Here is a 21957-nt window from a genome sequence, read left to right on the forward strand (position 1 = left end):
ACCGTCGCACCCCACACAGCCGCCGGAGACGTCCATGCCGCAACGCCTGTCCGCGACTCGTCGCGCCTTGTCTGTTCTTGTCTTTACGTCTGCCTTGGCCGGTTCCGCGTGGTGCGCGGGCAGTGCCTGGGCCACCCCCGCCAAAAGTCCCGATCAACCGCCCGCCGTGGCCGCGCAGGTCACTGTCGTGGTGGGCGGCTTGTCCAATCCCTGGTCGATGGCTTTTCTGCCCGAAGGCGGGATGCTGATCACCGAACGGCCCGGCAGCCTGCGGCTGCTGCGCACGCCGGGCGGCCTGTCCAAGCCCTTGACGGGGGTGCCCAAGGTGGCCGCGCAAGGCCAGGGAGGGCTGCTGGACGTGGCGTTGTCGCCGGATTTCGCGCAGGACCGCTATGTGTACCTGTCATATGCCGAGTCCGACGGCAAGCGCAGCGGCACCGCGGTGGGCCGCGGCAAGCTGGCGGCCGATGGCAGCGGGCTGGAAGATTTCAAGGTGCTGTTCCGGCAAGCCCCCAAGCTGTCCGAGGGCCTGCATTTCGGTTCGCGCCTGGTGTTCGACGGCAAGGGCTATCTGTTCATCTCGCTGGGCGAGAACAACCAGCGCCCGACCGCGCAAGACCTGGACAAGCTGCAAGGCAAGGTGGTGCGGCTGAAGGTGGACGGCTCGGTGCCGACCGACAACCCCTTCGTGGGCCAGGCCGGCGCGCGGCCCGAGATCTGGTCGTACGGCCATCGTAACCCGCAGGGCATGGCGCTCAACCCCTGGACCGGCGCGCTGTGGGAAAACGAACACGGGCCGCGCGGCGGCGATGAAATCAACCTGGTGCAGTCGGGCAAGAACTACGGCTGGCCGCTGGCGACCTACGGCATCAACTATTCGGGCCAGCCCATCCCCGAGGCCAAGGGCGAGACGCTGCCTGGCATGGAGCCGCCGCTGTACTGGTGGGCCAAGTCGCCGGCGATCAGCGGCATGGCGTTCTACAACGCCGACCGCTTTCCGGCCTGGCGCCATTCGCTGTTCATCGGCGCGCTGGCGAACCAGAACCTGATCCGCCTGACGCTGGATGGCGACAAGGTGGTGGCCGAAGAACAGTTGCTGGTCGACCGCAAGGCCCGTATCCGCGATGTGCGGCAAGGGCCGGACGGCTATGTGTACGTACTGACGGATGCGTCGCCGGGTCAGCTGCTGCGGCTGGCCCCGGCGCCTACGGGAGGATGATGGCCATGAAGACCTATGAGTTGATCGGTTCGCTGGGCTGCGGTTCGGCGGTCGTCGAGGCGGCGCTGGCGCTGGCCAACGTGCCCCACACGCTGACGGACGTGCCCTACCTGAAGCCGGGGGCCGAGCGCGACCGGCTGCTGCACCTGAATCCGCTGGGCCAGGTGCCGACGCTGATCACGCCCGACGGCGAGGTGATGACGGAAAGCGCGGCGATGGTGCTGCACCTGCATGACGTGGCGCCGCAGGCGGGCCTGGCGCCAGCGGCCGACCAGCCCGAACGCGCGCATTTCCTGAATCTGCTGTTGCGGCTGGTGGCGGCGGTCTATCCGACGTTCACGTTCGGCGACGATCCGTCGCAATGGACCACGCCGGGGGCGCCGGCCGATCTGTTGCGCGAGCGCATCCATACGCGGCGGGCGGAACTCTGGCTGGAACTGGAGCGCCAGGCCGGCACGCCGCACATGCTGGGCCGCCGCTTTTCGGCGCTGGACCTGTATGTCGCGGTGATGACGCATTGGCGACCGGGCCTGGCCTGGTTCGAGGCGAACTGCCCGGCGCTGACGGCGGTGGCGCGTCAGGCCGCGCGGGAACCCAATGTGGCGCGGGTGCTCAAGCGCAACTTCCCGCCGTTGACGGAGTAGCCCTCTTGCGATCGGCAGCGGCGGTTCAAGTCGCTGCCGGTCTTCCTTGATGACGATGTCTTTGCGCTACGCCTTGTTGCGTTGCTTGCGCGAGCCATGCGCTTCGCGCAGCGCGATGTACACGCCGCTGCCGGCGATGAACAGCGCGCCCAGGTAGGCATAGGCGTCCGGCGCTTCGCGCCAGAAGATCCAGCCGAGCAAGGTGGCCCAGATCAATCCGGTGTAGTCGAACGGGGCCACGACGGAGGCGGGCGCGATGCGAAAGCCCTGGGTGATGAGGGCCAGTCCCAAGGTGCTGAAGAGCGCCACGGCGGCGAAGTACGGCAGGTCGGCCAGGGCCGGCGTGTGCCAGACCCAGGGCAACGCGACGGCGCTGCACACCAATTGCCCTGCGACGATGTAGAAGGTGGTGGTGAGCATGCCTTCGCCGCGGCTGATGCCGCGGGCGGTGATCATCATGACGGCGTAGAGCAGCGCGGTGGTCAAGGGCAGCAGGGTGGCAGCCTGGAAGGCGTCGGTGCCGGGACGCACGATGATGAGCACGCCGGCAAAGCCGGCCAGCACGGCCAGCCAGCGCTTGCCGTCGACGCGCTCTTTCAGGATCAGCACGGACAGGGCGGTGACGAACAGGGGCGCGGCGAAGGCGATGGCGGTGGCTTCGGCCAGCGGCAGGGCGCGCAATCCCAGGTAGAAGCAACAGGCCGAGACGACGTTGATGGCGCCCCGCGTGAGGTGCAGGCCGGGGTGCGCGGTGCGCAGCACGCGGCGTCCGCCCAGGCTGATGGCGAGCGCGGTGACGAAGGGCAGCGCGATGAGGGCGCGCAGGAACAGGATCTGCAGCGGGTTGTAGCTGGTGCCGAGCCATTTGGCGTTGGCGTCGCTGAGCGTCAGGAAGAAGATGCCGCCGATGACGCAGGCGATGCCGGCGGCGGCGGAATGATTGCGGGTGGCGGGAAAGACGGTGGCGGAAGACATCGGGGTTCAGCGGGGGCGGCGGTGTTGCAACCGCCTGGGGTGATGCGGGGGCAGGTGAATCAGGGTTGGGCGCGGTAGGCGGCCAGGGCGACCATGGCCCAGGCGGCAAGGAAGGCGGCGCCGCCCAGGGGGGTGATGGCGCCGAGCCAGTGCGTGCCGGTGAGGGTCAGGGTGTAGAGGCTACCTGAAAACAGGACGATGCCGATGAACATGACGATGCCGGCGGCGGACAGCAGGGGGGAACCGTAGCGGGCGCCGAGCAGGGCGATGATGAAGAGGCCGAGGCCGTGGATGAGGTGATACAGGACGCCGGTTTGCCAGACGGAGAGCAGCTCGGGGGTGACCAGGCGCTTCAGGCCATGGGCGCCGAATGCGCCGGCACCTACCGCTACCAGCAGGTTCAGGGCCGCTAGGACGGTTAGCTGGCGGTCTGTCATGCTTTTTTCCTTTTTTCTGGGGGGCTGGGCTTTGGGTTCCTATGATAGGCGGAAATGTTGTTTGGTTCTTTTTTTGGGGCTTGCGTTGGGGTGTGCTTCGTAGGTCGTCCGTCGGGCGGCGTGTCTCGGTGGCGGGCGCCCACGATTGCGGTCCGGCGCGCGGGCGCCGGACTTCCCCTTCGTCATCGTCGTCCGCCTTCGGCTACCTCTCAAGAAACTCCCGTCAAGCTGCTGATTTGTTTGGGGTTTTTTCACGGAGTCTCGGGAAGTGGCGTGAGGCTATAGCCCATCGCCTGGGCGCGCTTGGTCAAGTGATGCATGACGCGCTGCTTGTAGCGTTCCTCGTAATACAGCTCTCCCTGGTCGACATATTCGGTGCCTTTGGTGAGCATGGCGTAGATCAGACGAGCCAACTTGTGGGCCGCAGCGGTGATGGCGCGAGGCTTGTCCAGGCGTGCGCACAGCCGTCGGTAATAGGCACCCAAGGCCGACTGGCTTGTTCGCAACGCAGCGGTGGCCAGGCGCAGGGCTTGGGCGGCGCGGTTTGGCGAGCGCTTGGTGGCGCTGCTCAGGACCTTGCCCCCGGAGATCCGTGTCCCCGGGCACAACCCGAGCCAAGAGGCGAAGTGCTTGGATGTGGGGAAGCGGGTCATATCAGGCCCGACCTCGGCCAGGACTTTGAAGGCGGTCATTTCATCGACCCCATTGATGCGGGTCAGGTCCACGCCGCACATGGCGAACAGGTGCGTGCGCAGGTCGAAGGCCATGGCCTTCTTGGGCCAGCGACGCTGGGACTTGCCTGGGTCGCCGTCATGGCGCTGTAGCTTATGCAGCTCAGTCTGGATGAGCTGATCGCACTCATCGAGCTGGCTCTGATACGCGTCGTACAGGGCAAGTGCCTGGCGTAGCGCAAACAGGTGCTCATGGCGCCAGGTCCCTTGCAGGGCTGCGGCGATATCGTCTTCGCTGGCCTTGACCTGGCGCTTTTTAAGGCGGGCCAGGACGTGGGGATCACGCTCGCCGGCCACGATGGCGCGGATGATGGCCTGGCCGGTGACCCCGACGACGTCCGAGAGCACTTGGGTCAACTGGATGTTCATCTGCGTGAGCGCCTTCTGCATGTGCTGCACGTGGCGCACCTGTGAGGCCAGCAGCATCTGGCGTTGGCGCGAGAACTCGCGCAAGACGCAGATCTGGTCCGAAGGCCGGAAGGCGCTGGCCAGCAGGCCATAGCTCATGAGCTGTTGCAACCACTGGCAGTCCAGGACGTCGGACTTGCGGCCAGAGACGTTCTTGACGTGCCGGGCGTTGACCAGATAGACGGTAAAGCCTTGGCTGTCGAGCAGTTCGTACAAGGGGATCCAATAGACGCCGGTGGACTCCATGGCGACCGCGGTAATGCCGCAGTCCTTGAGCCACTGCGCCAGGCGATAGAGATCGGCAGTAAAGCTCTTGAACTCACGAACGGGCTGCTCATCGCGGTCGGCAGGCACGGCGACAAAGTGACTGGCCGAGCCGATGTCGATGCCTGCGGCATCGGGGTGGGCCAGGGTTAAGGGTGCAACAGACTTGCGCAGGGACATGGCTTGCTCCATGATCACAAACGGAATGCCGCCAGGCATGGGTACGTCGTTGTACTCACTCTCTCAAACGGGATGCACGCGCTATGCGTGTGCTCACCAATGTCGGTGACGTCACCCGGGGCCATGCTTCAGAACGGGCGTGCGCTAACACGCACCACTGGAAGGTCGGTCTTTACCTGGCGGCATTCCACCTTGCCACAGCCGATGCCACGGAGAAAGTTTCTTCGTCACGGGTGTCGTGCATGACGACTATTGGGCTTCCGATTCCCTCGGGCGCATCGAGGGCGCCCGCCACCGAGACACGCCGCCCGACGGACTGCGAGTGTCTGGGTGCGTGGTGCTGCTAGACCGAGTGGGGTGGGCGAGGGGTGCGGGGCCCGCTTCGTGCCGGCCGCGCGGGCGGCCTTACGAAGCTTACGCATTGTGGGGCGTCGGGGCGGTGTGCGCTGCGCGCGGGCGGGGAGCGAGTGGGAGGGGTGTGCTTCTTGGTGCGCTTGATGCTGTGCTCGATTGGCGGCTGGCGTGCGTCTTGCGGGCTTCTCTCTGGCAGTGGAGCTGATTGGTGAAGGTGCCGCGGCGAATTTGCCGCGGCGGTTTGAGGAGGGGTTAGTCCACGGTGAGGACGGCGCGGCCTACGACCTGGCCGGCGCGTAGCGAGGCCAGGACGGTGTCGGCGTCTTTCAGGGGGTGGCGGTGTACGGGCATGGGGGGGACTTTGCCGGTGCGGACCAGGGTCATCAGTTCGCGTAGTTCGGCGAGGTTGCCGACGTAGCTGCCGATGATGGAGAGGGCCTTCATGGGGATGAGGGCGATGGGCCAGGACGAGGCGCCGCCGAAGAGGCCGACGATGATGAGTTTGCCGCCCTTGGTGAGGAAGTCGAAGGCGAGGGAGGTGGTGGCGGGGGCGCCGACGAGGTCGATGGCGGCTTGCAGGGGTTTGCCGCCGGCGGCCTTGAGGATTTGCTGGGCGGCGTCGGGGGCGGCGCCGTCGATGGCGGCGAGGGCGCCGGCGTCGAGGGCGGCCTGGCGTTTGGCGGGGTCGATGTCGACGATGATGCCGCCTTTGCCGCCCAGGGCCTTGATGAGGGTGAGGCTCATGAGGCCCAGGCCGCCGGCGCCGAAGATGACGACGGGGTGCTCGCGGTAGACGGCTTCGCCGATTTTCTTCAGGGCGGAGTAGGTGGTGAGGCCGGAGCAGGCGTAGGGGGCGATCTGGGCGGGGTCGAGGTCGCCGATGTCGATGAGGTAGCGCGGGTGCGGCACCAGGATGTGGTCGGCGTAGCCGCCGGCGCGGTGTACGCCCAGGCAGGCGGGGGCGGTGCAGTGGTTTTCCTGGCCCGAGAGGCAGGTGGGGCAGGTGCCGCAGCCGATCCAGGGGTAGACGAGGTAGTTGCCGCCGGGGGCGGCGCCCTGGGCGTCGGGGCCGGCGGCGACGATGCTGCCGACGGTTTCGTGGCCCATGGTCAGGGGCAGGGAGACGCCGCGGTCTTTCAGTGACAGGGTGCGGCCCTGGCCGAGGTCGTAGCCGCCTTCCCACAAGTGGATGTCGCTATGGCAGACGCCGGCGGCGCGGACCTTGAGCAGTACCTGCGTGCCTTGGGGCACGGGGGTGGGCGGATCCATTTCCTGCAGGGGCTCGCGGAAGTTGACGACGCAATAGCACTTCATGATGTCTCCTCGTGGGATGGGCTTATTTCTTGACCAGGGGGCATTCACTGTCGGCCAGCGACACGAACACCCTGTCGCCGGGCACCGTGGACAGGATGCGGTAGAAGTCGCCGGGGTATTTGGAGTCGGCCGGCTTTTTCACTTCGACCAGATACAGGTCCATGATGACGCGTCCGTCTTCGGGGCGGATGTGGGCATTCTTGATCAGTTTGGTGGTGATGGGCAACTCGCGCATCTTCTGGTTGACGATTGCGCCGTCGAAGGTGCCGGCGGCCTGCGCGGCCTGCAGGTAGTGGGTGGTGGCGACGTAGCTCAGGGCCTGCACGATGGACGGCGGGCGGGTCACGCCCATTTTCTTCTGCCAGCGGCGGGTCCATTCGCGGGTGTCGTCGTCGGCATCCCAATAAAAGCCGGTGGGAAAGGTCAGGCCCTGGGCGACGGGCAGGCCCATGGCCTGGACGTCGTTGATGAAGGTGAGGAAGGTCAGGAGGCGCTGCTTGCCGCCGGTCAGGCCGAATTCCTGGGCCTGCTTGATGAGGTTGACCAGATCGCCGCCCGCGCTGGCCAGGCCGACGACGTCGGCCTTGGAGGATTGCGCCTGCACCAGGAACGAGGCGAAGTCCATGGCGCCCAGGGGATGGCGGGTACTGCCGACGACCTTGCCGCCGGCGGCCTCGACGAAGCGGCTGGCGTTGGCTTCGAGGGATTTGCCGAAGACGTAGTCGGTGGTGATGAAGTACCAGGACTTGCCGCCGTTTTCGACGACGCTTTTGACCACCGCATTGGCCAGGGCGTAGGTGTCGGGCGCCCACTGGGTGCTGAGGAGGCTGCACTGTTTGCCGCTGAAGTCGCCCGCGAAGCCGCCGCTGATGAGGGCGGTGCCGCCTTTTTCGCGCGCCACGCCTTGCGCGGCCAGGCCCGCCGAGCTGGCGCCGCCATCCACTACCGCGACCAGGCCCTGGGTGTCGAACCAGCGCCGCACCAGGGCCGAGGCGACGTCGGCCTTGTTCTGGTTGTCGGCGCCGATGACTTCGACGGTTTTGCCGGCGGCCTTGCCGCCGAAGTCTTCGACGGCCATGCGCACGGCCATTTCCGAGCCCAGGCCGCCCAGGTCGGAATAGATGCCGGACCGGTCGTTGGAGACGCCCAGCCGGACGACATCGCTTTGGGCCTGAACGGCGCAGGTGGCGAGCAGGGCGGCCGCGGCCGTCCACAAGGAGTTGATGCGCATCTGTCTGTCTCCACGGTCCGCCGTGCGGACCGGCGTTTGCATTGTTGGAATGGACGCGAATACGAAGGCGAGGGCGGCCGGTGCTCCAACCGGCTGAATTTGTTTTCTTGTTAAGGAATAAAAATTCCTGTGCAAGAAGTTAAGTTTTCATATGTGAAAGGTCAATGGGTGGATTGCCTAGGTGGGGGCGTGCGCGGGCCGCTTGCCGGGCGCGAACACGGCAGGCCAAAGAAAGGAAGGCGGATGCGGCGGGCGGAAGACATGCGCGACGGCAGTCTTCAAAGGCTGGCGGCCCGCGCCGCCCGCCCTTGAGAACGGAGGATCAGCTGCCGCGTCGCACCAGCGTCGACTTGCCGAACAGGCTTTCGATCAGGTCCACGGCCAGGTCGGCCGTTTTGTTGCGCACGTCGAAGGCGGGGTTCAGTTCCACCACGTCCAGCGAACGCATGAGGCCGGTGTCGGCGATCATTTCCATGCACAGCTGGGCTTCGCGATAGGTGGGGCCGCCCATGACGGTGGTGCCGACGCCGGGGGCGATCTCGGGGTCGAGGAAGTCGACGTCGAAGCTCACGTGCAGGTGGGTGTCGTCGTCCAGCCCGGCCAGCGCAGCCTGCATGGTGGCGCGCATGCCCATCTCGTCCAGGTAGCGCATGTCGAACACTTCCAGGCCGGCCTGGTGCACCAGGCGCTTTTCGCCATCGTCGACGCTGCGGATGCCGATCTGGCGCACCCACGACGGATCGATGTCGGGCGTCTGGCCGGACATGCCGGTGATTTCCGCGGGACCGTGGCCGCACAGGCAGGCGACCGGCATGCCGTGGATGTTGCCGGTGGGCGTCAGCGTGTTGGTGTTGAAGTCGGTGTGGGCGTCCAGCCACAGCACGCGCAGCTTCTTGCCGGCGGCGCGGCAATGGCGCGCCACGGCGCTGATCGAGCCGATGCCCAGGCAATGATCGCCGCCCAGCAGGATGGGCAGGTGGCCCTGGGCCAGCGCGTCGTACACGGCGTCGTGCACGGCCTGGTTCCAGGCGGTGACCTCGGCCAGGTGGCGGTAGCCGTCCACGGGCGGTTGCCATGGGTTGGCCGGACCGTACAGGTTGCCCTGGTCGGTGACGGTAAAGCCCTGGGCTTCGATGACCGGCCCGATGCCGGCCACGCGCAGCGCTTCGGGGCCCATCGAGGCGCCGCGCGCGCCCGCGCCGATGTCGGTGGGGGCGCCGATGAGGGTGACGTGGGGGGGCAGGGAGGGGGTGTTTGGCAAGGTCTGGCTCCGTGAAGCTGGGGTCAGGGGCGCCCAGGGAAGGCGGCGGTGGCGTCGAGTGTAGCGCCGTCGGGCGGCGTCATTGCCCTGGCAGTGGGCGGGCTTTTGCCCTGGGCGGGGCGAGGCTGCGGCACAATAGCGTCCACCCCCCGCGCCGATGGCCGTTTTTTACCGGACGATTCCATGTTCCAGCAATCCGTGTTCCTGACTCTGGCGCGCCGCGCCGTGGCCGCGCTGGCCCTGGCCGGCCTGACCGTCCTGGCGCCGGCCCAGGCCGCCGACAAGCCGCTGCGCATCGGCGTGATCCCCAGCGTGGCCAATGCCGCCACCGAGCTGGCCGTCGCCGAGGCGCGCAAGCAGGGCCTGGAGGTGCAACTGGTGGAATTCAACGATTGGGTGCTGCCCAACATCGCGGTGGCCGACGGCTCGGTGGACGCCAACTTCTTTCAGCACGAGCCCTTCCTGCAATTGTTCAACGCACGGCGCGGCGCCAACCTGACGCCGATCGCCTACGGCTATTCGACCACCATCGGCCTCTTTTCCAAGAAGCTCAAGAAGGGCGAACCACTGCCCGAAGGCGCCACCATCGCGGTGCCCAACGACCCGGTCAACACGGGCCGCGCCTTGCTGCTGCTGGAATCCATCGGCCTGATCAAGCTGAAACCCGGCGTGGCGCACCAGGCCACGCTGCAAGACGTCACGGTCAACCCCAAGCGGTTGAAGTTCGTGCCGATCGAAGGCTCGCAATCGGCGCGCACGTTCGATGACGTCACGGCCTCGGTGACCTACACCACGTTTGCCAAGCAGGCCGGCCTGGATGAAAAGGACGGGCTGGCGTTCGACAATACCGACCCCACCAACGTGCGCCGATACGCCATCCGCTGGGTGGCCCTGCCTGAACGCGCCTCGGATCCGCGTCTGTTGAAGTTCATTGCCATCTACCAGCAGTCGGCCGAGGTCAAGGCCAAGCTGCGCAGCCTGTATGGCGACCTGATCGCGTTCCCTTGGTAGCTGGGCGTCGGCAGCATGACTGCTGGCGGGGCGCGGCAGGGCATGGCGGGCGAAGGGGGCCGAACCCGCGGGCGCCGCGCCTTGACGATTCTTGGCAGTCGGGTAGCAGATTGAAACGTATACTTGCCGCGCTTTGCCGCCCTGTGCCCTTGTCCAGGCGTAGGATGCCCACGCGGCCAGTGCGCGCCGCCTTTCCCCGACTGCGAACCCATGCGACTCGTTTCATCGAAAGACGCTCTGATTTCGCCGCAGCCGCGCGCCGAGGCAGCCCGTCCGGACGCCGCGCAGGCGCTGCCGCCCGCCGTTGACCCCGCGCCGACCGGCGGCGATGCCCGCGACGCCGAGCTGCGGCGCCTGCGTGAAGTGGTGGCGCGCTACGAGGCCCTGTTCCACAACGCGCCGGTGCTGATCAACGCCTTTGATGGAGATGGCCGCTGCGTGCTGTGGAACGAGGCCTGTGTGCGCCGCTTCGGCTGGACGCTCGACGAAATCAACAGCTACCCCGAACCCCTGGCGCTGTTCTATCCCGACCCCGACACCCGCGCGCGCGTGCTGCAAAGCGTGGGCCCCACGCCCGAACAGTCGTTTCGCGAATGGCAGCCGCTGGCACGTAACGGCGAACGCCTGTCGGTGCTGTGGTCCAACGTGCGGCTGCCGGATGGCAGCGTGGTCAATATCGGCATGGACATGACCGAGAACCGCCGCAACGAGGCCGCGCTGGCGCGGCTGGCCAAGGTGGATGACCTGACCGGCTGCTGGACCCGCGCCGAAATCCTGCTGCGCATGCAGGCCATGCTGGAAGCCGCGCGGCAGGGCGCTCGACATACGGCGCTGATGCTGGACCTGGACTACTTCAAGCAGGTCAACGACCGCTACGGCCACCTGGGCGGCGACGCCGCGCTGCGCCACTTCTGCGCCCAGCTGCAAGGCTGCCTGCGCGAGGGCGACGCGGTGGGCCGCTTGGGCGGCGAGGAATTCGTGGTGCTGCTGGCCGATGCCGATCCGGACGTGGCGCTGGCGGTCTGTGACCGGCTGCGTGCCGGCCTGCGGCAGCATCCGGCCAGCGTCGATGGGCACGCGGTGGTGTTGTCGGCCAGCGGCGGCATCACGCGCTTCCTGCCGACCGATGCCAGCATGTCGGACGTGCTGCGGCGCGCGGACCAGGCGCTGTACCGCGCCAAGCGCGCCGGGCGGGATTGCGCGGTGGTGCTGCCGGACTAGGGGAGCGCAAGGCGCCAGCCGCGCGCCGACCGCTACGGGAATCAGGCCGTGGCGCGGTTGCTCACTGCGCGGCGGCCGTTCAAGCGCCAATGCAGGACCAGCGCCGCCAGGGCCACCGCGCCCGCGGCCGCCAGCCCCAGGGTGGCAAAGCCCGCATGCGTGTACAGCGTGCCGGCGATGGCGGTGCCGACGCTGGCGCCCAGGTAGGTGGTGCAGGTATTCAGGCCCAGCACCGCGCCGCGTTCCTCGGGGCGGGCCCGCGACAGCAGCAGCACCAGCAGGTTCAGGCTCAGTTGCGAGGCGGCGCCCCACAGCACGGCCATGCCCAGCACGGCGGCCAGCGCGTGCGCGGCGGGCAAGAGGCCCAGGTACACCAAGGCAATGGCGCCCAGGGCCAGCGGCAGCGCGCGGCGCGGCCCCAGCCGTTCGATCAGCGGCGCGCCGGCCAGGCCTGCGAACAGGAAGCCCGCGCCGTAGGCAAACGCAATGAAGCCCACCTGGCCCGCCGACAGGCCCAGCAGCGTGCGTACGTGGTCCGCCAGGAACGCATAGACGCCGTAGAACGCGGACGAGAACGCCAGGCAGCCCAACAGCAGCACGGGCACGTCGCGGTACGACAGCGGGGCCAACAGACGCGTCAGGCGCAGCGGCGCGGGGTGGGCGCTGCGGCGTTCGGGCAGGCGCCGCAGGCCCAGCAGGGCGACGGCGGCACACAGCGCCAGCGCGGCGTAGGTGGCGCGCCAGCCGACCGCGTCCGACATCAGCGCCGATAGCGGCACGCCCGCCACCAGCGACACCGACCAGCCCGAGATGACGCGGCCCAGGGCGCGGGTTTCCTGGCCCGGCGCGGCCACCAGCGAGGCCGAGCCGTAGGCGGCCGGCAGGATCACGCCCGCGGCGGCGCCGGCCAGCGCCTGCGCCGCGGTCAGCACGATCCAGTGAGGCGCGCAGGCCGACAGCAGCAGGGCGGCGATCAGCGCGATCATGGCGCCCAGCAGGGCGCGGCGGATGCCCCAGCGGTCGATGCGGGCCGCCAGCAGGAAGGCGCTGGCCGCCGTGGCCGCGCCGTAGGCCGAAATGGCGGTGCTGACGGTCAGCGGCGTGCTGCCGAACGAGCGCGCCACGTCGGACAGGATGGGGCTCAACGCCAGGCCGTTGGAGCCCACCACGCTGACGGCGAACATCAGGGCGGGAATGGCGGCGGGCAGGGGAGCCTTGCGTGGGGTGCTGCGGGAAACATCGTGATTCTGCATCCGCGGCATTTTATTGGAATAAAATAAGGGTTAACACCGATATTCCCTTATCTCATCAAAGTTCGAATGCCGTTAGGCAGAACCCGATTCCAATGCCCGATCTCGACGACCGCGACCGAAAACTATTAACGCTGCTGGCCGATGACGCCTCGCCGAGCTATGCCGAACTGGGCAAGCAATTGAACCTGTCGGCCCCCGCCGTGCACGAGCGCGTCAAGCGCCTGAAGCGCGACGGCCTGATCAAGGGCATCGCCGCCAAGCTGGATGGCGCCCGCATCGGCCGTCCGCTCCTGGCCTTTGTGCACGTGGATACCAACAACTGGAGCATCACCCAGCAGGTGCTGGGACTGGCCGAGCTGACCGAGGTGGAAGAGATTCACACCATCACCGGCAAGAGCGCGATGCTGCTGAAAGTGCGGGTGCGCGATACCCAGGCGCTGGAGGCGCTGCTGGCGCGCATCCATCAGATCGACGGCATCACCAACACCACCAGCGACATCGCGCTGACCAGCTATCTTGAGCGCGGGCCGTTGCCCGACGACGCGGACTGAGCCGGCCGCAGCCGCAGGCGGGTGATCTCCGACGGCGCGCCCAGGCGCTTGGGCGGGCCCCAGTAGCCGGTGCCGCGGCTGGTGTAGACCCACATCTTGCCCTGGCGGTGCAGGCCGGCCGTGAACGGCTGCTGGAACCGCACGAAGAAGCCCCACGGAAAGAACTGCCCGCCGTGCGTGTGGCCGGACAGCTGCAGCGTGTAGCCCAGCGGTTCGGCCGCGGCCGCGCTGCGCGGCTGGTGCGCCAGCAGGATCTTGGGCAAGGCATCGGCCGGGGCGCCGGCCAGCGCGGCCTTGGGGTTGCTGCGCTGCTGCGGGTCGAAGGCGCCGGCGCTGTAGTCGGTCACGCCCGCCACTACCACCGGCAGGCCGGCCGGGTGGATCACGGCGTGCTCGTTCATCAGCACCCGCAGGCCCAGGCGGCGAAACTCGGCCACCCAGGGCGTGGCGCCTGAATAATATTCATGGTTGCCGGTCACCAGGTACACGCCGAAGGGGGCGCGCAACTGGCCCAGCGGACTGGCCTGCGCCGCCAACTGCTCGACGCTGCCGTCCACCACGTCGCCGGTGATGGCGATGACGTCGGGCGTTTGCGCATTCACCGCGTCCACAATGGCCTGCACGTAGCGTTTCTTGATGGTCGGGCCGACGTGGATGTCGCTGATCTGCACGATGGTGAAGCCGTCCAGGTCGGCAGGCAGACCCGCGATGGGCACGTCCACCGTCACGACCTGCGCGCGCCGGCGTGCGTTGTAGAAGCCGACCAGCGTGGCGGCCAGCGCCAGCGCGGCCACGGCCAATGCGCTCCAACGCCGCAGCGCGGTCCACGGCAGGCCGATGCCGGTGGCCAGGTCGATCAGCCAGGCCGCCAGCAGCAGCGCGTCGCGCAGCACCGTCAGCACGAACAGTGACGAAAACAGCCCCATGGCAATCAACCCCACCCAGGCGATGCGATCGCCCCAAGGCGGGTGCACCGACGAGCGTCCCAGCATGCCCAGCGGGATCAGGATGCACGACAGGATCAGCAGCAGGATGGCGGTGGCGGCGCCCGAGCCGGCGAACCCGGCGTCGGGGATGAGGCGGGCGCCCACATACACATGGGCGAGCGCGCCCAGGGTCAGAAAGCGCAGAAAGAATGAGGATTGGCGTAAGGACACGGGCGGCGGGGCGGGGGCCGGCCAGGGAGCCGGCCCGCGGGTAGCAAAGGAACTGCCATTCTATGCGGTGCGCCTGACGCCGGGCTTGTCTGGCGGGCTGCCCGCGAAGACCCTGGCACGGGCAAGGGGGCAGGCGCAGACCCGCGTCCTGCTCAGGCCGGCATCAACAGGTCGGGCCCGATCTCGGCCAGGCGATTCACGCCCAGCATGGCCATGTTGCGGTCGACCTCGGCGCGCAACAGGCCGATGGCATGCGATACGCCCGCCTCGCCGCCCACCGCGGCGGCGTAGTTGAAGGGGCGGCCCACGAACACGAAGCGCGCGCCCAGCGCCAGCGCCTTGAGCACGTCGCCGCCGCGGCGCACGCCGCTGTCCATCATCACCGGCATCGCGCCCGCCGCGTCCACCACGCCGGGCAGCGCGCGCAGCGGCGAGATGGCGCCATCGAGCTGCCGCCCGCCGTGGTTCGACACGATGATGCCGTCGGCGCCGTGCTGGCGCGCCAATCGCGCATCGGCCGGATGCAGGATGCCCTTGATGATCAGCGTGCCCGACCATTGGCGCCGGATGCGCGCCACGTGTTCCCAGTTCAGGTGGTCGCGCGCGCTGAAGTCGCGCAGCACCGAGGCCGATACGATGGGCGCGCCGCGCGTGGCGAAGGAATTCTCGAAGTGCGGCATGCCGTGATTGAGCAGCGTGCGCAGGAAGGTGCCGGCCAGCCAGCGCGGGTGCGTCAGGCCATCCCAAGCCAGGCGCAGGCTGGGCTTGAGGGGCGTCGAAAAGCCGGTGCGCACGTTGTTTTCGCGGTTGGCGGACACGGGGATGTCCACGGTCAGCACCAGCGTTTCGTAGCCGGCCTTGGCCGCGCGCGCCACCAGCGCGTCGATGCGCGCCGGGTCGCCAGGCAGGTAGGCCTGGAACCAGGTGCCGGGCGCTTCGCGGATCACGTCTTCCAGCGCGATCAGCGCGGTGCCGCTCAGGATGGCGGGGATGCCCTGTTCGCGCGCGGCGCGGGCCAGCACGATGTCGCCGCGATAGGCCGACAGGGCGCTGATGCCCATGGGCGCGATGCCGAACGGCGATTCGTAGCGGCGCCCGAACAGCTCGGTGTGCTGGCTGCGCCCGGATACGTCGACCAGCACGCGCGGCTGGAAGCCATAGCGCCCGAAGTCGTGCCGGTTGGCGCGCAGCGATTGGTTGTCTTCCGCCGCGCCGGCGACGTAGCCGAAGATCGGGCGCGGCAGGCGGCGTCGGGCGGCGGCTTCGAAGTCGTCCAGCGACAGCATGCGCGACAAGGCGCGGGACAGGCGGGCGGGCGTGGCGGACGTGGTGGACGTCGCGGGCGAGGCAGGCAGGGTGGTGGTGGCCATGGCAAGGGGACGGCTGAAACCCACCAATCTACCGATGCCCCTTCATCGTATAAAGCGAATAAATATGGAAGATCTATTTCGCTTTTAGGGAAGTAGAGGGTTCACGCCCGGGCGGGCAGCGCCAGCAGTTCGCCCATGCGCACCGGTCCGCGCACCGACGGCGTGTCGGCCCAGCGCACCTTGCCCGGTCCGAACAGCACGATGGCGGTCGAGCCCAGCTTGAAGCGGCCCATCTCGGCGCCTTTTTCCAGGTGGATGGGCGCGCGCGCCGCATCGTCGTAGCGCACGGCCTTGACACGGCGCTTGTACGGCGTGACCAGCCCGGCCCAGACGGTTTCGATGGATGCCACGATCATGGCGCCGACCAGCACCACGGCCATGGGCCCGTGCTCGGTATCGAAGATGCAGACCACGCGTTCGTTGCGCGCGAACAGGCGCGGCACGTTGCGCGCGGTCAGCGGGTTGACCGAGAACAGTCGGCCCGGCACGTGGATCATTTCGCGCAGCGTGCCGGCTGCCGGCATGTGGACGCGGTGATAGTCCTTGGGCGACAGGTAGATGGTGGCGAATTCGCCGCCCTGGAACGGCGCGGCGCGCTCGGCGTCGCCGCCCAGCAGGTCGGCCAGGCCGTAGCTGTGGCCCTTGGCCTGGAAGATGCGGCCATGCTCGATGGCGCCCATCTGGCTGATGGCGCCGTCTGCCGGGCACAGCACGCCGCCGGGTTCTTCGTCCAGCGGCCGCGCATCGGGCTTGAGCGCGCGGGTGAAGAAGTCATTGAAGCAATCGTAGGCCAGCGCGTCTTCCTGTTCGGCCTCGCGCATGTCCACGCCGTACTTGCGGACAAAGCGCGAGATCATCCAGTTCTTGACCGCGGGTTCCCGGCAATCGGAGGCGACGCCGAAGAAGCGGGACACCAGGTGATGCGGCGCAAGATACTGGCTGGCAAGGAAGATTTGGTCTTTGATCGGCATCTAAGAGCGCTAAAAAACGCGTCCCGCGGACAGCGGGACGTGGGTGGAGGTTGTCGCGCGCAATCTGCGGCAGCTATCACCGCGCGCGCGTGCAATCGGCGGGATTGTAACGCGTTAAACCGCGAATGGATCGCTCATCGGGCAGGGGCCGCGCGGCCCCTCGAACCGCTCGATCGGCATGGCGTATCAGGCCGCGGCCTTGGCCGCCAGCTTGGTCTTGTAGAGCCATTCCTTGTAGTCGTCCAAGTCGCCGTCGAACGGACTCACGCGGCCATCGGCCACGATGATGAACTGGTCGGTGGTGGCACGCAGCAAGTGGCGGTCGTGCGAGACCAGCACCAGCGTGCCTTCGAACTGCGCCAGCGCGGTGGTCAGCGCTTCGCGGGTTTCCAGGTCCAGGTGGTTGGTGGGCTCGTCCAGGAGCAGCAGGTTGGGGCGCTGCCACACGATCAGCGCCAGCGCCAGGCGCGCTTTTTCGCCGCCGGAGAACGGGGCGATCGAGCTGGTGGCCATGTTGCCGTTGAAGTTGAAGCTGCCCAGGAAATTGCGCAGTTCCTGTTCGCGCACGGTGGGCGCGATCTTGGTCATGTGCCACAGCGGCGATTCGTCGTGGCGCAGCATCTCGACCTGGTGCTGGGCGAAGTAGCCGATCGACAGGCCCTTGTTGAATTGCGTATCGCCCGCCAGCGATTCGAGGTCGCCCGCGATGGTCTTGATGAAGGTCGACTTGCCCGCGCCGTTGATGCCCAGCAGGCCGATGCGCTGGCCCGCCTGCAGCGAGAAGTTGATGCCCGACACGATGATCTTGTCGGACACCGCGCCGCTGTCTTCGTCGGTATTGCGGTAGCCGGCGCTGACCTTGTCCATGGTCAACAGCGGATTGGGCGCGCGCAGCGGCTCGCGGAACTCGAACGAGAATTCCGCGGCGGCGCGCAGCGGCGCCACTTCTTCCATGCGGGCCAGCGCCTTGATGCGGCTCTGCGCCTGGCGCGCCTTGCTGGCCTGGGCCTTGAAGCGGTCGATGAACGATTGCAGGTGCGAGCGCTGGCGCATCTGCTTTTCCATCATGCCCTGGGCCAGTTCCAGTTGCGCGGCGCGCTGGCGTTCGAACGACGAATAGTTGCCCGAATAGCGCTTGAGCTTGCGCTCGTCGATATGGACGATGACGTTGACCACGCCGTCCAGGAAATCGCGATCGTGCGAAATCACGATCAGCGTGCCCGGATAGCGCTTGAGCCAGTCTTCCAGCCAGATGATGGCGTCCAGGTCCAGGTGGTTGGTGGGTTCGTCCAGCAGCAGCAGGTCCGACGGGCACATCAGCGCCTGCGCCAGGTTCAGGCGCATGCGCCAGCCGCCGGAAAAGCTGGTCAGCGGCAGGTGCATCTGCGCCTGCGTGAAGCCCAGGCCCGTCAACAGCTGTTCGGCGCGCGAGTGCACCGTGTAGGCATCGGCGTCGGCCAGGGCCGCGTAGATGTCGGCCATGCGCAGGCCGTTCTCGGTGCTTTCGGGTTCGGCTTCCAGCGCGGCCAGTTCGGCTTCCAGCTTGCGCAGCGTGACGTCGCCGTCGATCGCGTATTCGATGGCGGGGCGGTCCAGCGCGGGCGTTTCCTGGGCCACGTAGGCCATGCGCCAGCTGGCGGGGTAGTCCAGGTCGCCCTGGTCGGCGTGCAGCGTGCCGCGCAACAGGCCGAACAGGCTGGACTTGCCGGCGCCGTTGGCGCCGATCAGGCCGATCTTGTCGCCGGGGTTCAGCAGCAGGTCGACCTTGTCGAGCAAGGGCTTGACGCCGCGCATGAGTGAAACTTGTTGGAAGCGGATCATGAATCGTGGGGCTGGGGGGGCGCGGCAGGCGCGCGGCAAGGCTCCCGCCACAGCTCGCGGCGCAAAAAAAAGGAACCTGGGAGGAATCGCGCGGGCGGCGCAGGCCGGATTTGCTGGTGACGTACGGACGACGGCCTTGCAACTCAGCGGCTGATGCCACGCGTGCCACGCGCGAAAGGCGGACGAGGCAGCGCCTGTCCGATCGTGGGCGGTATTGTAGCTGGCTGCGCGCGACGCTGCTTGCGGGGACGCCCGGGTCGCTTGCCGCGACGGGGCGGGCCGGGTGTCAGGCTGTCGCGGCGGCGATGGCCGCGGCCAGCGCCAGCAGGCGTTCGGCCTCGGCGGCGTGCAGGTTTTCGACCAGCGCGCCGTCGACCACGGCCACGCCCTGGCCGGCGGCTTGCGCCGCGCGCCAGGCGTCCAGGCGCTTGCGGGCGCTGGCCAGTTCGGTCTCGGTGGGCGCGTAGGCCGTGTTGGCCGCCGCGATCTGCTTCGGGTGGATCAGGGTCTTGCCGTCAAAGCCCTGGTCGCGGCCCTGGCGGCAGGCGGCGGCAAGGCCGGCCTCGTCGTCCAGGTCCAGGTGCACGCCATCGAGCACCGCCAGGCCATGGGCGCGCGCCGCCAGCACTGCCATCGAGCGGGCCAGCAGCGTCTCGTGGCGATCGGGCGTGTGGCGGGCGTGCAGGTCCTTGACGAGGTCGGACGTGCCCACCACGATGGCCGCCAGGCGCGGGTGGCCGCTGGCGATGGCGTCCAGCCGCAGAAAGCCCAGCGGCGTTTCGGCCATGGCCCACAGCGGCAGCGTGGCAGGGGCGCCAGCCGCGTCCAGCGCCTGCGCCAGCGCGTCAAGTTGCGCCGCCGACTGCACCTTGGGCAGCAGCACCGCATCGGCGCCGGCCTGCGCGATGGCGCGCACGTCGTCGTGGCCCCACGGCGTATCCAGCGCATTGATGCGCACCACGCATTCGCGCGGGCCATAGCCGCCGGCTCGCAAGGCGGAAGCGACCTGGTCGCGCGCCAGGGCCTTGGCGTCGGGCGCGACCGCGTCTTCCAGGTCCAGGATCAGGGTGTCGGCCGGCAGGCTGCGCGCCTTGTCCAGTGCGCGCGTGTTGGCGCCGGGCATGTAGAGGACGGAACGGCGGGGGCGTGCGGGCAGGGACATGGCGCGAGAAAATGAAAGAGGGTTCAGGGCTTGCTGTTGCCGACGATCTGCACAGGCATGGTGCACACATAGCCCACGCCGTAGACGGTGCGGATGCCCATGTCGGCGCCGGCCAGCGCGCGCAGCTTGCGGCGCAGGCGGTGCATGTGGGCGTCCAGCCGATGGGTGTCGTAGGCTTCGGCGCTGGCGCCCAGCGCCTCGACCAGGCGGCCGCGCGACAGCGGCAGCGGCGCGGCCTGGACCAGCGCGCCGATGAGTCGGCTTTCGGTGTCGGTGATGTCGACCTGGATGCGCTTGGGCGAGATCAGCACGCGGCGCGCGGGATCGAAGCGCCAGGTCTCGGCCGCCGGGGCCTGCGGATCGGTGGCGGGCACCACGCGCAGGCGCCGCGACAGCGACACCAGCGTCGCGCCCAGCTCGGCCAGGTTGACGGGCTTGGTCAGGTAGTGGTCGGCGCCCAGGCTCAAGCCAGAGACCTTGTCTTCGCTGAGCAGGCGTCCGGTGAGCATGATGATGCCCATTGACGGATAGGTGGTGCGTAGATGCGACACGCGGGCCAGGCCGTCGCCATCGGGCAGCATGGCGTCCAGCACCAGGATGCCGGGGGTGACGCTGAGCAGCAGTTGGTCCAGTTCGGAAAGCGTGCCGGCGGTCAGGATGGCTTCGCCCAGGCCGAGATCGTGGATGTACTCGGCAATGGTGTCGCGCCAGTCCCCGTGATCGTCAACGATGATGATGGTCACGGCGCCGGACGGGTCAGTACGTGAGGCGCTCCGAGGGCAAACACGCTTTGCGCTCCTTTCATGCTACGGCTTCTTATTGGTGTGGGTGGGTCCGCATGGCGAGGACGCCGCGTCGGACGAGGCGCCATCCGGCTGATCCCCTGTGGGCGCTTCGCGGAGAATATCATTATCGCCGTTGCGGCGGCGCAGCGAAGCCGGGCGAGCGGCGGCCGGCCGGATGCCCGGTGGCCGAGCCGATCCGGGTGGTCAAAAAATGACCAGCCCCTGCGGCAGCGTCGCAACCGCCACCAGGCGGGCTTGTGCGTTGTTTTTATCCACAGAAACTGTGGATAAAAAACCGCGACAAAAAGTTGTACACCGGTGGGACGGCGCGGTCGGCATGCGCGTTCGCGCCTGCGCGAATCAGGCCGGCGGCAAGGGCGGATCCGCCAGGTATTCCACCGGCACGCCTTGCGGCACCTTGCGCACGCGGTCGCGCTCGATGCGCGGCGGCGCAAAGCGCGTCTTGCGCGCCGCGGCATTCTGCAGCAGCACCGACAGCACGGCGCCCTTGTCCTGGATCCATTGGGTCTTGCCGCGCAAGAGCTTCATGGCGTTCTCGGCCGTTCCCAACTTGTAGGACATCGAATTGATCTGGACCGAGGTCTTGCCATTGAAGGCGGACTCGTCCTGCTCGGTGAGCGCCGCGGCGTCGAGATTGCTGCTTTCGTGGTCGATGCGGTAGATAAACTTGAGCTGGCTGAACGGGTCCAGCACGACGACGAGCTTGTCCGAGCCCGAGACGTCGGACAGCATGCCGATGACCACCGATTCGACCAACTGGTTGCCCCGTTGTTCTTCGGTGTAGATGAAGATGCTGCGGCGGTTGTGCCCGAGCGGCGCGGGCGGGGCGAGGGGAGAACGATCCATACCTGACTTGAAAAGGGCGGGACGGGCGGTGGAAAAGCTTGCCCCGCAGCACTGCGTTAACGGCGCCAGTCCGCATGAACTTGAGCGCCGGCCAAAACAAAGAACGAATTGCCGCGGCTACGGCGCGCGGCGCAGGCGGGCCGAGAGGCGCGCTTTGGCGGCGGGCCAGTCCTCGTCGAGGATGGCGAAGTAGACCATGTCGCGGGCGCGTCCGGACTGTGCGATCAGGTGCTTGCGAAACACCCCTTCCTCGACGCCGCCGATGCGCAGGATGGCCTGCCGCGATTGCGTGTTGGTCGCTTCCGTTTTGAACACGACCCGCATGATACCAATTGTTTCAAAGGCGTGCTGCAATAAAAGCCACTTGGCTTCGGTATTGGCGCCCGACCGCTGGCTGGCGGGGGTGAGCCAGGTGGCGCCGATCTCCAGCCGCTTGTGCGCCAGCGCAATATCCATATAGCGCGTGGTGCCGATGACCTGGCCGTCGGCGCGGCGCACGATGGCAAAGGGCAGACAGCTGCCCGCGGCCTGGCCGGCCAGGGCACGTTCGACGTAGCGGCGCATGTCGGCCGCGGATTCCATCGGTTCGGGTTGCAGCCGCCAGAGTTCGGGGTCGAGGCCGACCTCGGCCAGCGCATCGGCATGGTCCAGGGTCAGGGGTTCCAGGCGCACGATCTCGCCGGTCAGCGTGACGGGTTGCAAGGGGGGCAGTGCAGGCATGAAGGAGGGCTCCGCGTGGGCGCCGCCAGCAGGCGCGGGCCGCAGCGGCC

At 68.0% G+C, this 21957-nt stretch carries 20 protein-coding genes; 5 read left to right on the plus strand and 15 right to left on the minus strand.

Annotated elements, in window-relative coordinates; genetic code table 11:
- Positions 1-34 precede the first annotated feature (34 nt).
- Positions 35-1219, plus strand: a complete 1185-nt coding sequence (locus tag ACUDP5_RS13225; protein ID WP_445658949.1) for a PQQ-dependent sugar dehydrogenase — start codon at positions 35-37, stop codon at positions 1217-1219.
- A 5-nt stretch (positions 1220-1224) separates the two neighbouring features.
- Positions 1225-1863: a glutathione S-transferase family protein gene (locus ACUDP5_RS13230; RefSeq protein WP_263913447.1), complete on the plus strand. Its 639-nt coding sequence runs from the start codon at positions 1225-1227 to the stop codon at positions 1861-1863.
- A gap of 66 nt (positions 1864-1929) precedes the next feature.
- On the opposite strand, the gene ACUDP5_RS13235 is transcribed toward ACUDP5_RS13230, so the two are convergent.
- The 6 genes from ACUDP5_RS13235 to rocF all read right to left on the minus strand — a co-directional run bounded on the left by ACUDP5_RS13235 (position 1930) and on the right by rocF (position 9018).
- Complete coding sequence (locus ACUDP5_RS13235; protein WP_445658950.1) at positions 1930-2838, minus strand: DMT family transporter; 909 nt, start codon at positions 2836-2838, stop codon at positions 1930-1932.
- 59 nt (positions 2839-2897) lie between these two features.
- On the minus strand, positions 2898-3275 hold the full coding sequence (locus ACUDP5_RS13240) for a DUF423 domain-containing protein (protein ID WP_263913445.1): 378 nt from the start codon (positions 3273-3275) through the stop codon (positions 2898-2900).
- Positions 3276-3526: 251 nt separating this feature from the next.
- A complete protein-coding gene (locus ACUDP5_RS13245; RefSeq protein WP_445658951.1) occupies positions 3527-4858 on the minus strand; it encodes an IS110 family transposase in 1332 nt (443 codons plus the stop codon).
- Positions 4859-5464: 606 nt separating this feature from the next.
- Entirely contained in the window at positions 5465-6526 is a 1062-nt protein-coding gene (locus ACUDP5_RS13250) for an alcohol dehydrogenase (protein ID WP_445658952.1), read from the minus strand.
- A 22-nt stretch (positions 6527-6548) separates the two neighbouring features.
- Entirely contained in the window at positions 6549-7757 is a 1209-nt protein-coding gene (locus ACUDP5_RS13255; protein WP_263913442.1) for an ABC transporter substrate-binding protein, read from the minus strand.
- 322 nt (positions 7758-8079) lie between these two features.
- Positions 8080-9018, minus strand: coding sequence for an arginase (gene rocF / locus ACUDP5_RS13260; RefSeq protein WP_263913441.1), 939 nt, complete (start codon positions 9016-9018; stop codon positions 8080-8082).
- Between the two features lie 183 nt (positions 9019-9201).
- On the opposite strand from rocF, the gene ACUDP5_RS13265 reads away from it, so the two are divergent.
- Positions 9202-10029, plus strand: coding sequence for a MetQ/NlpA family ABC transporter substrate-binding protein (locus tag ACUDP5_RS13265; protein WP_263913440.1), 828 nt, complete (start codon positions 9202-9204; stop codon positions 10027-10029).
- Positions 10030-10239: 210 nt separating this feature from the next.
- Entirely contained in the window at positions 10240-11250 is a 1011-nt protein-coding gene (locus ACUDP5_RS13270) for a diguanylate cyclase (protein ID WP_263913439.1), read from the plus strand.
- A 41-nt stretch (positions 11251-11291) separates the two neighbouring features.
- Here the strand turns inward: ACUDP5_RS13270 and ACUDP5_RS13275 are convergent, their stop codons facing one another.
- Entirely contained in the window at positions 11292-12503 is a 1212-nt protein-coding gene (locus ACUDP5_RS13275; RefSeq protein WP_445658953.1) for an MFS transporter, read from the minus strand.
- A gap of 92 nt (positions 12504-12595) precedes the next feature.
- Here ACUDP5_RS13275 and ACUDP5_RS13280 point away from each other — a divergent pair, with 92 nt between their 5' ends.
- Positions 12596-13054, plus strand: coding sequence for an Lrp/AsnC family transcriptional regulator (locus tag ACUDP5_RS13280; protein WP_263913437.1), 459 nt, complete (start codon positions 12596-12598; stop codon positions 13052-13054).
- Here the strand turns inward: ACUDP5_RS13280 and ACUDP5_RS13285 are convergent.
- From ACUDP5_RS13285 to ACUDP5_RS13320, 8 genes are all read right to left on the minus strand, one after another.
- Positions 13015-14211, minus strand: coding sequence for a metallophosphoesterase (locus ACUDP5_RS13285; protein WP_263913436.1), 1197 nt, complete (start codon positions 14209-14211; stop codon positions 13015-13017). The genes ACUDP5_RS13280 and ACUDP5_RS13285 overlap by 40 nt on opposite strands.
- A 152-nt stretch (positions 14212-14363) precedes the next feature.
- Positions 14364-15581 (minus strand): alpha-hydroxy acid oxidase, encoded by a 1218-nt coding sequence (locus ACUDP5_RS13290; protein ID WP_445658954.1) that lies wholly within the window; start codon positions 15579-15581, stop codon positions 14364-14366.
- 101 nt (positions 15582-15682) lie between these two features.
- Positions 15683-16552, minus strand: coding sequence for an archaetidylserine decarboxylase (gene asd / locus ACUDP5_RS13295; protein ID WP_263913434.1), 870 nt, complete (start codon positions 16550-16552; stop codon positions 15683-15685).
- 186 nt (positions 16553-16738) lie between these two features.
- On the minus strand, positions 16739-18373 hold the full coding sequence (locus ACUDP5_RS13300; RefSeq protein WP_081821773.1) for an ATP-binding cassette domain-containing protein: 1635 nt from the start codon (positions 18371-18373) through the stop codon (positions 16739-16741).
- 286 nt (positions 18374-18659) lie between these two features.
- Positions 18660-19535: an HpcH/HpaI aldolase/citrate lyase family protein gene (locus ACUDP5_RS13305; protein WP_445658955.1), complete on the minus strand. Its 876-nt coding sequence runs from the start codon at positions 19533-19535 to the stop codon at positions 18660-18662.
- A gap of 23 nt (positions 19536-19558) precedes the next feature.
- On the minus strand, positions 19559-20278 hold the full coding sequence (locus tag ACUDP5_RS13310) for a response regulator transcription factor (RefSeq protein WP_263913432.1): 720 nt from the start codon (positions 20276-20278) through the stop codon (positions 19559-19561).
- Between the two features lie 402 nt (positions 20279-20680).
- The gene (locus ACUDP5_RS13315) at positions 20681-21187 is read right to left on the minus strand and encodes a hypothetical protein (protein WP_263913431.1); all 507 of its coding nucleotides are present in this window, start codon (positions 21185-21187) and stop codon (positions 20681-20683) included.
- Between the two features lie 117 nt (positions 21188-21304).
- Positions 21305-21907: a GNAT family N-acetyltransferase gene (locus ACUDP5_RS13320; RefSeq protein WP_263913430.1), complete on the minus strand. Its 603-nt coding sequence runs from the start codon at positions 21905-21907 to the stop codon at positions 21305-21307.
- Positions 21908-21957 lie beyond the last annotated feature (50 nt).

Source organism: Achromobacter sp. NCFB-sbj8-Ac1-l, assembly GCF_052695805.1.

Bases quoted from the DNA above. Each gene is read 5' to 3' on its own strand.
- ACUDP5_RS13225 (WP_445658949.1), top strand. From the start codon at position 35: ATGCCGCAACGCCTGTCCGCGACTCGTCGCGCCTTGTCTGTTCTTGTC.
- ACUDP5_RS13230 (WP_263913447.1), top strand. From the start codon at position 1,225: ATGAAGACCTATGAGTTGATCGGTTCGCTGGGCTGCGGTTCGGCGGTC.
- ACUDP5_RS13235 (WP_445658950.1), bottom strand. From the start codon at position 2,838: ATGTCTTCCGCCACCGTCTTTCCCGCCACCCGCAATCATTCCGCCGCC.
- ACUDP5_RS13240 (WP_263913445.1), bottom strand. From the start codon at position 3,275: ATGACAGACCGCCAGCTAACCGTCCTAGCGGCCCTGAACCTGCTGGTA.
- ACUDP5_RS13245 (WP_445658951.1), bottom strand. From the start codon at position 4,858: ATGTCCCTGCGCAAGTCTGTTGCACCCTTAACCCTGGCCCACCCCGAT.
- ACUDP5_RS13250 (WP_445658952.1), bottom strand. From the start codon at position 6,526: ATGAAGTGCTATTGCGTCGTCAACTTCCGCGAGCCCCTGCAGGAAATG.
- ACUDP5_RS13255 (WP_263913442.1), bottom strand. From the start codon at position 7,757: ATGCGCATCAACTCCTTGTGGACGGCCGCGGCCGCCCTGCTCGCCACC.
- ACUDP5_RS13265 (WP_263913440.1), top strand. From the start codon at position 9,202: ATGTTCCAGCAATCCGTGTTCCTGACTCTGGCGCGCCGCGCCGTGGCC.
- ACUDP5_RS13270 (WP_263913439.1), top strand. From the start codon at position 10,240: ATGCGACTCGTTTCATCGAAAGACGCTCTGATTTCGCCGCAGCCGCGC.
- ACUDP5_RS13275 (WP_445658953.1), bottom strand. From the start codon at position 12,503: ATGCAGAATCACGATGTTTCCCGCAGCACCCCACGCAAGGCTCCCCTG.
- ACUDP5_RS13280 (WP_263913437.1), top strand. From the start codon at position 12,596: ATGCCCGATCTCGACGACCGCGACCGAAAACTATTAACGCTGCTGGCC.
- ACUDP5_RS13290 (WP_445658954.1), bottom strand. From the start codon at position 15,581: ATGGCCACCACCACCCTGCCTGCCTCGCCCGCGACGTCCACCACGTCC.
- asd (WP_263913434.1), bottom strand. From the start codon at position 16,552: ATGCCGATCAAAGACCAAATCTTCCTTGCCAGCCAGTATCTTGCGCCG.
- ACUDP5_RS13300 (WP_081821773.1), bottom strand. From the start codon at position 18,373: ATGATCCGCTTCCAACAAGTTTCACTCATGCGCGGCGTCAAGCCCTTG.
- ACUDP5_RS13305 (WP_445658955.1), bottom strand. From the start codon at position 19,535: ATGTCCCTGCCCGCACGCCCCCGCCGTTCCGTCCTCTACATGCCCGGC.
- ACUDP5_RS13315 (WP_263913431.1), bottom strand. From the start codon at position 21,187: ATGGATCGTTCTCCCCTCGCCCCGCCCGCGCCGCTCGGGCACAACCGC.
- ACUDP5_RS13320 (WP_263913430.1), bottom strand. From the start codon at position 21,907: ATGCCTGCACTGCCCCCCTTGCAACCCGTCACGCTGACCGGCGAGATC.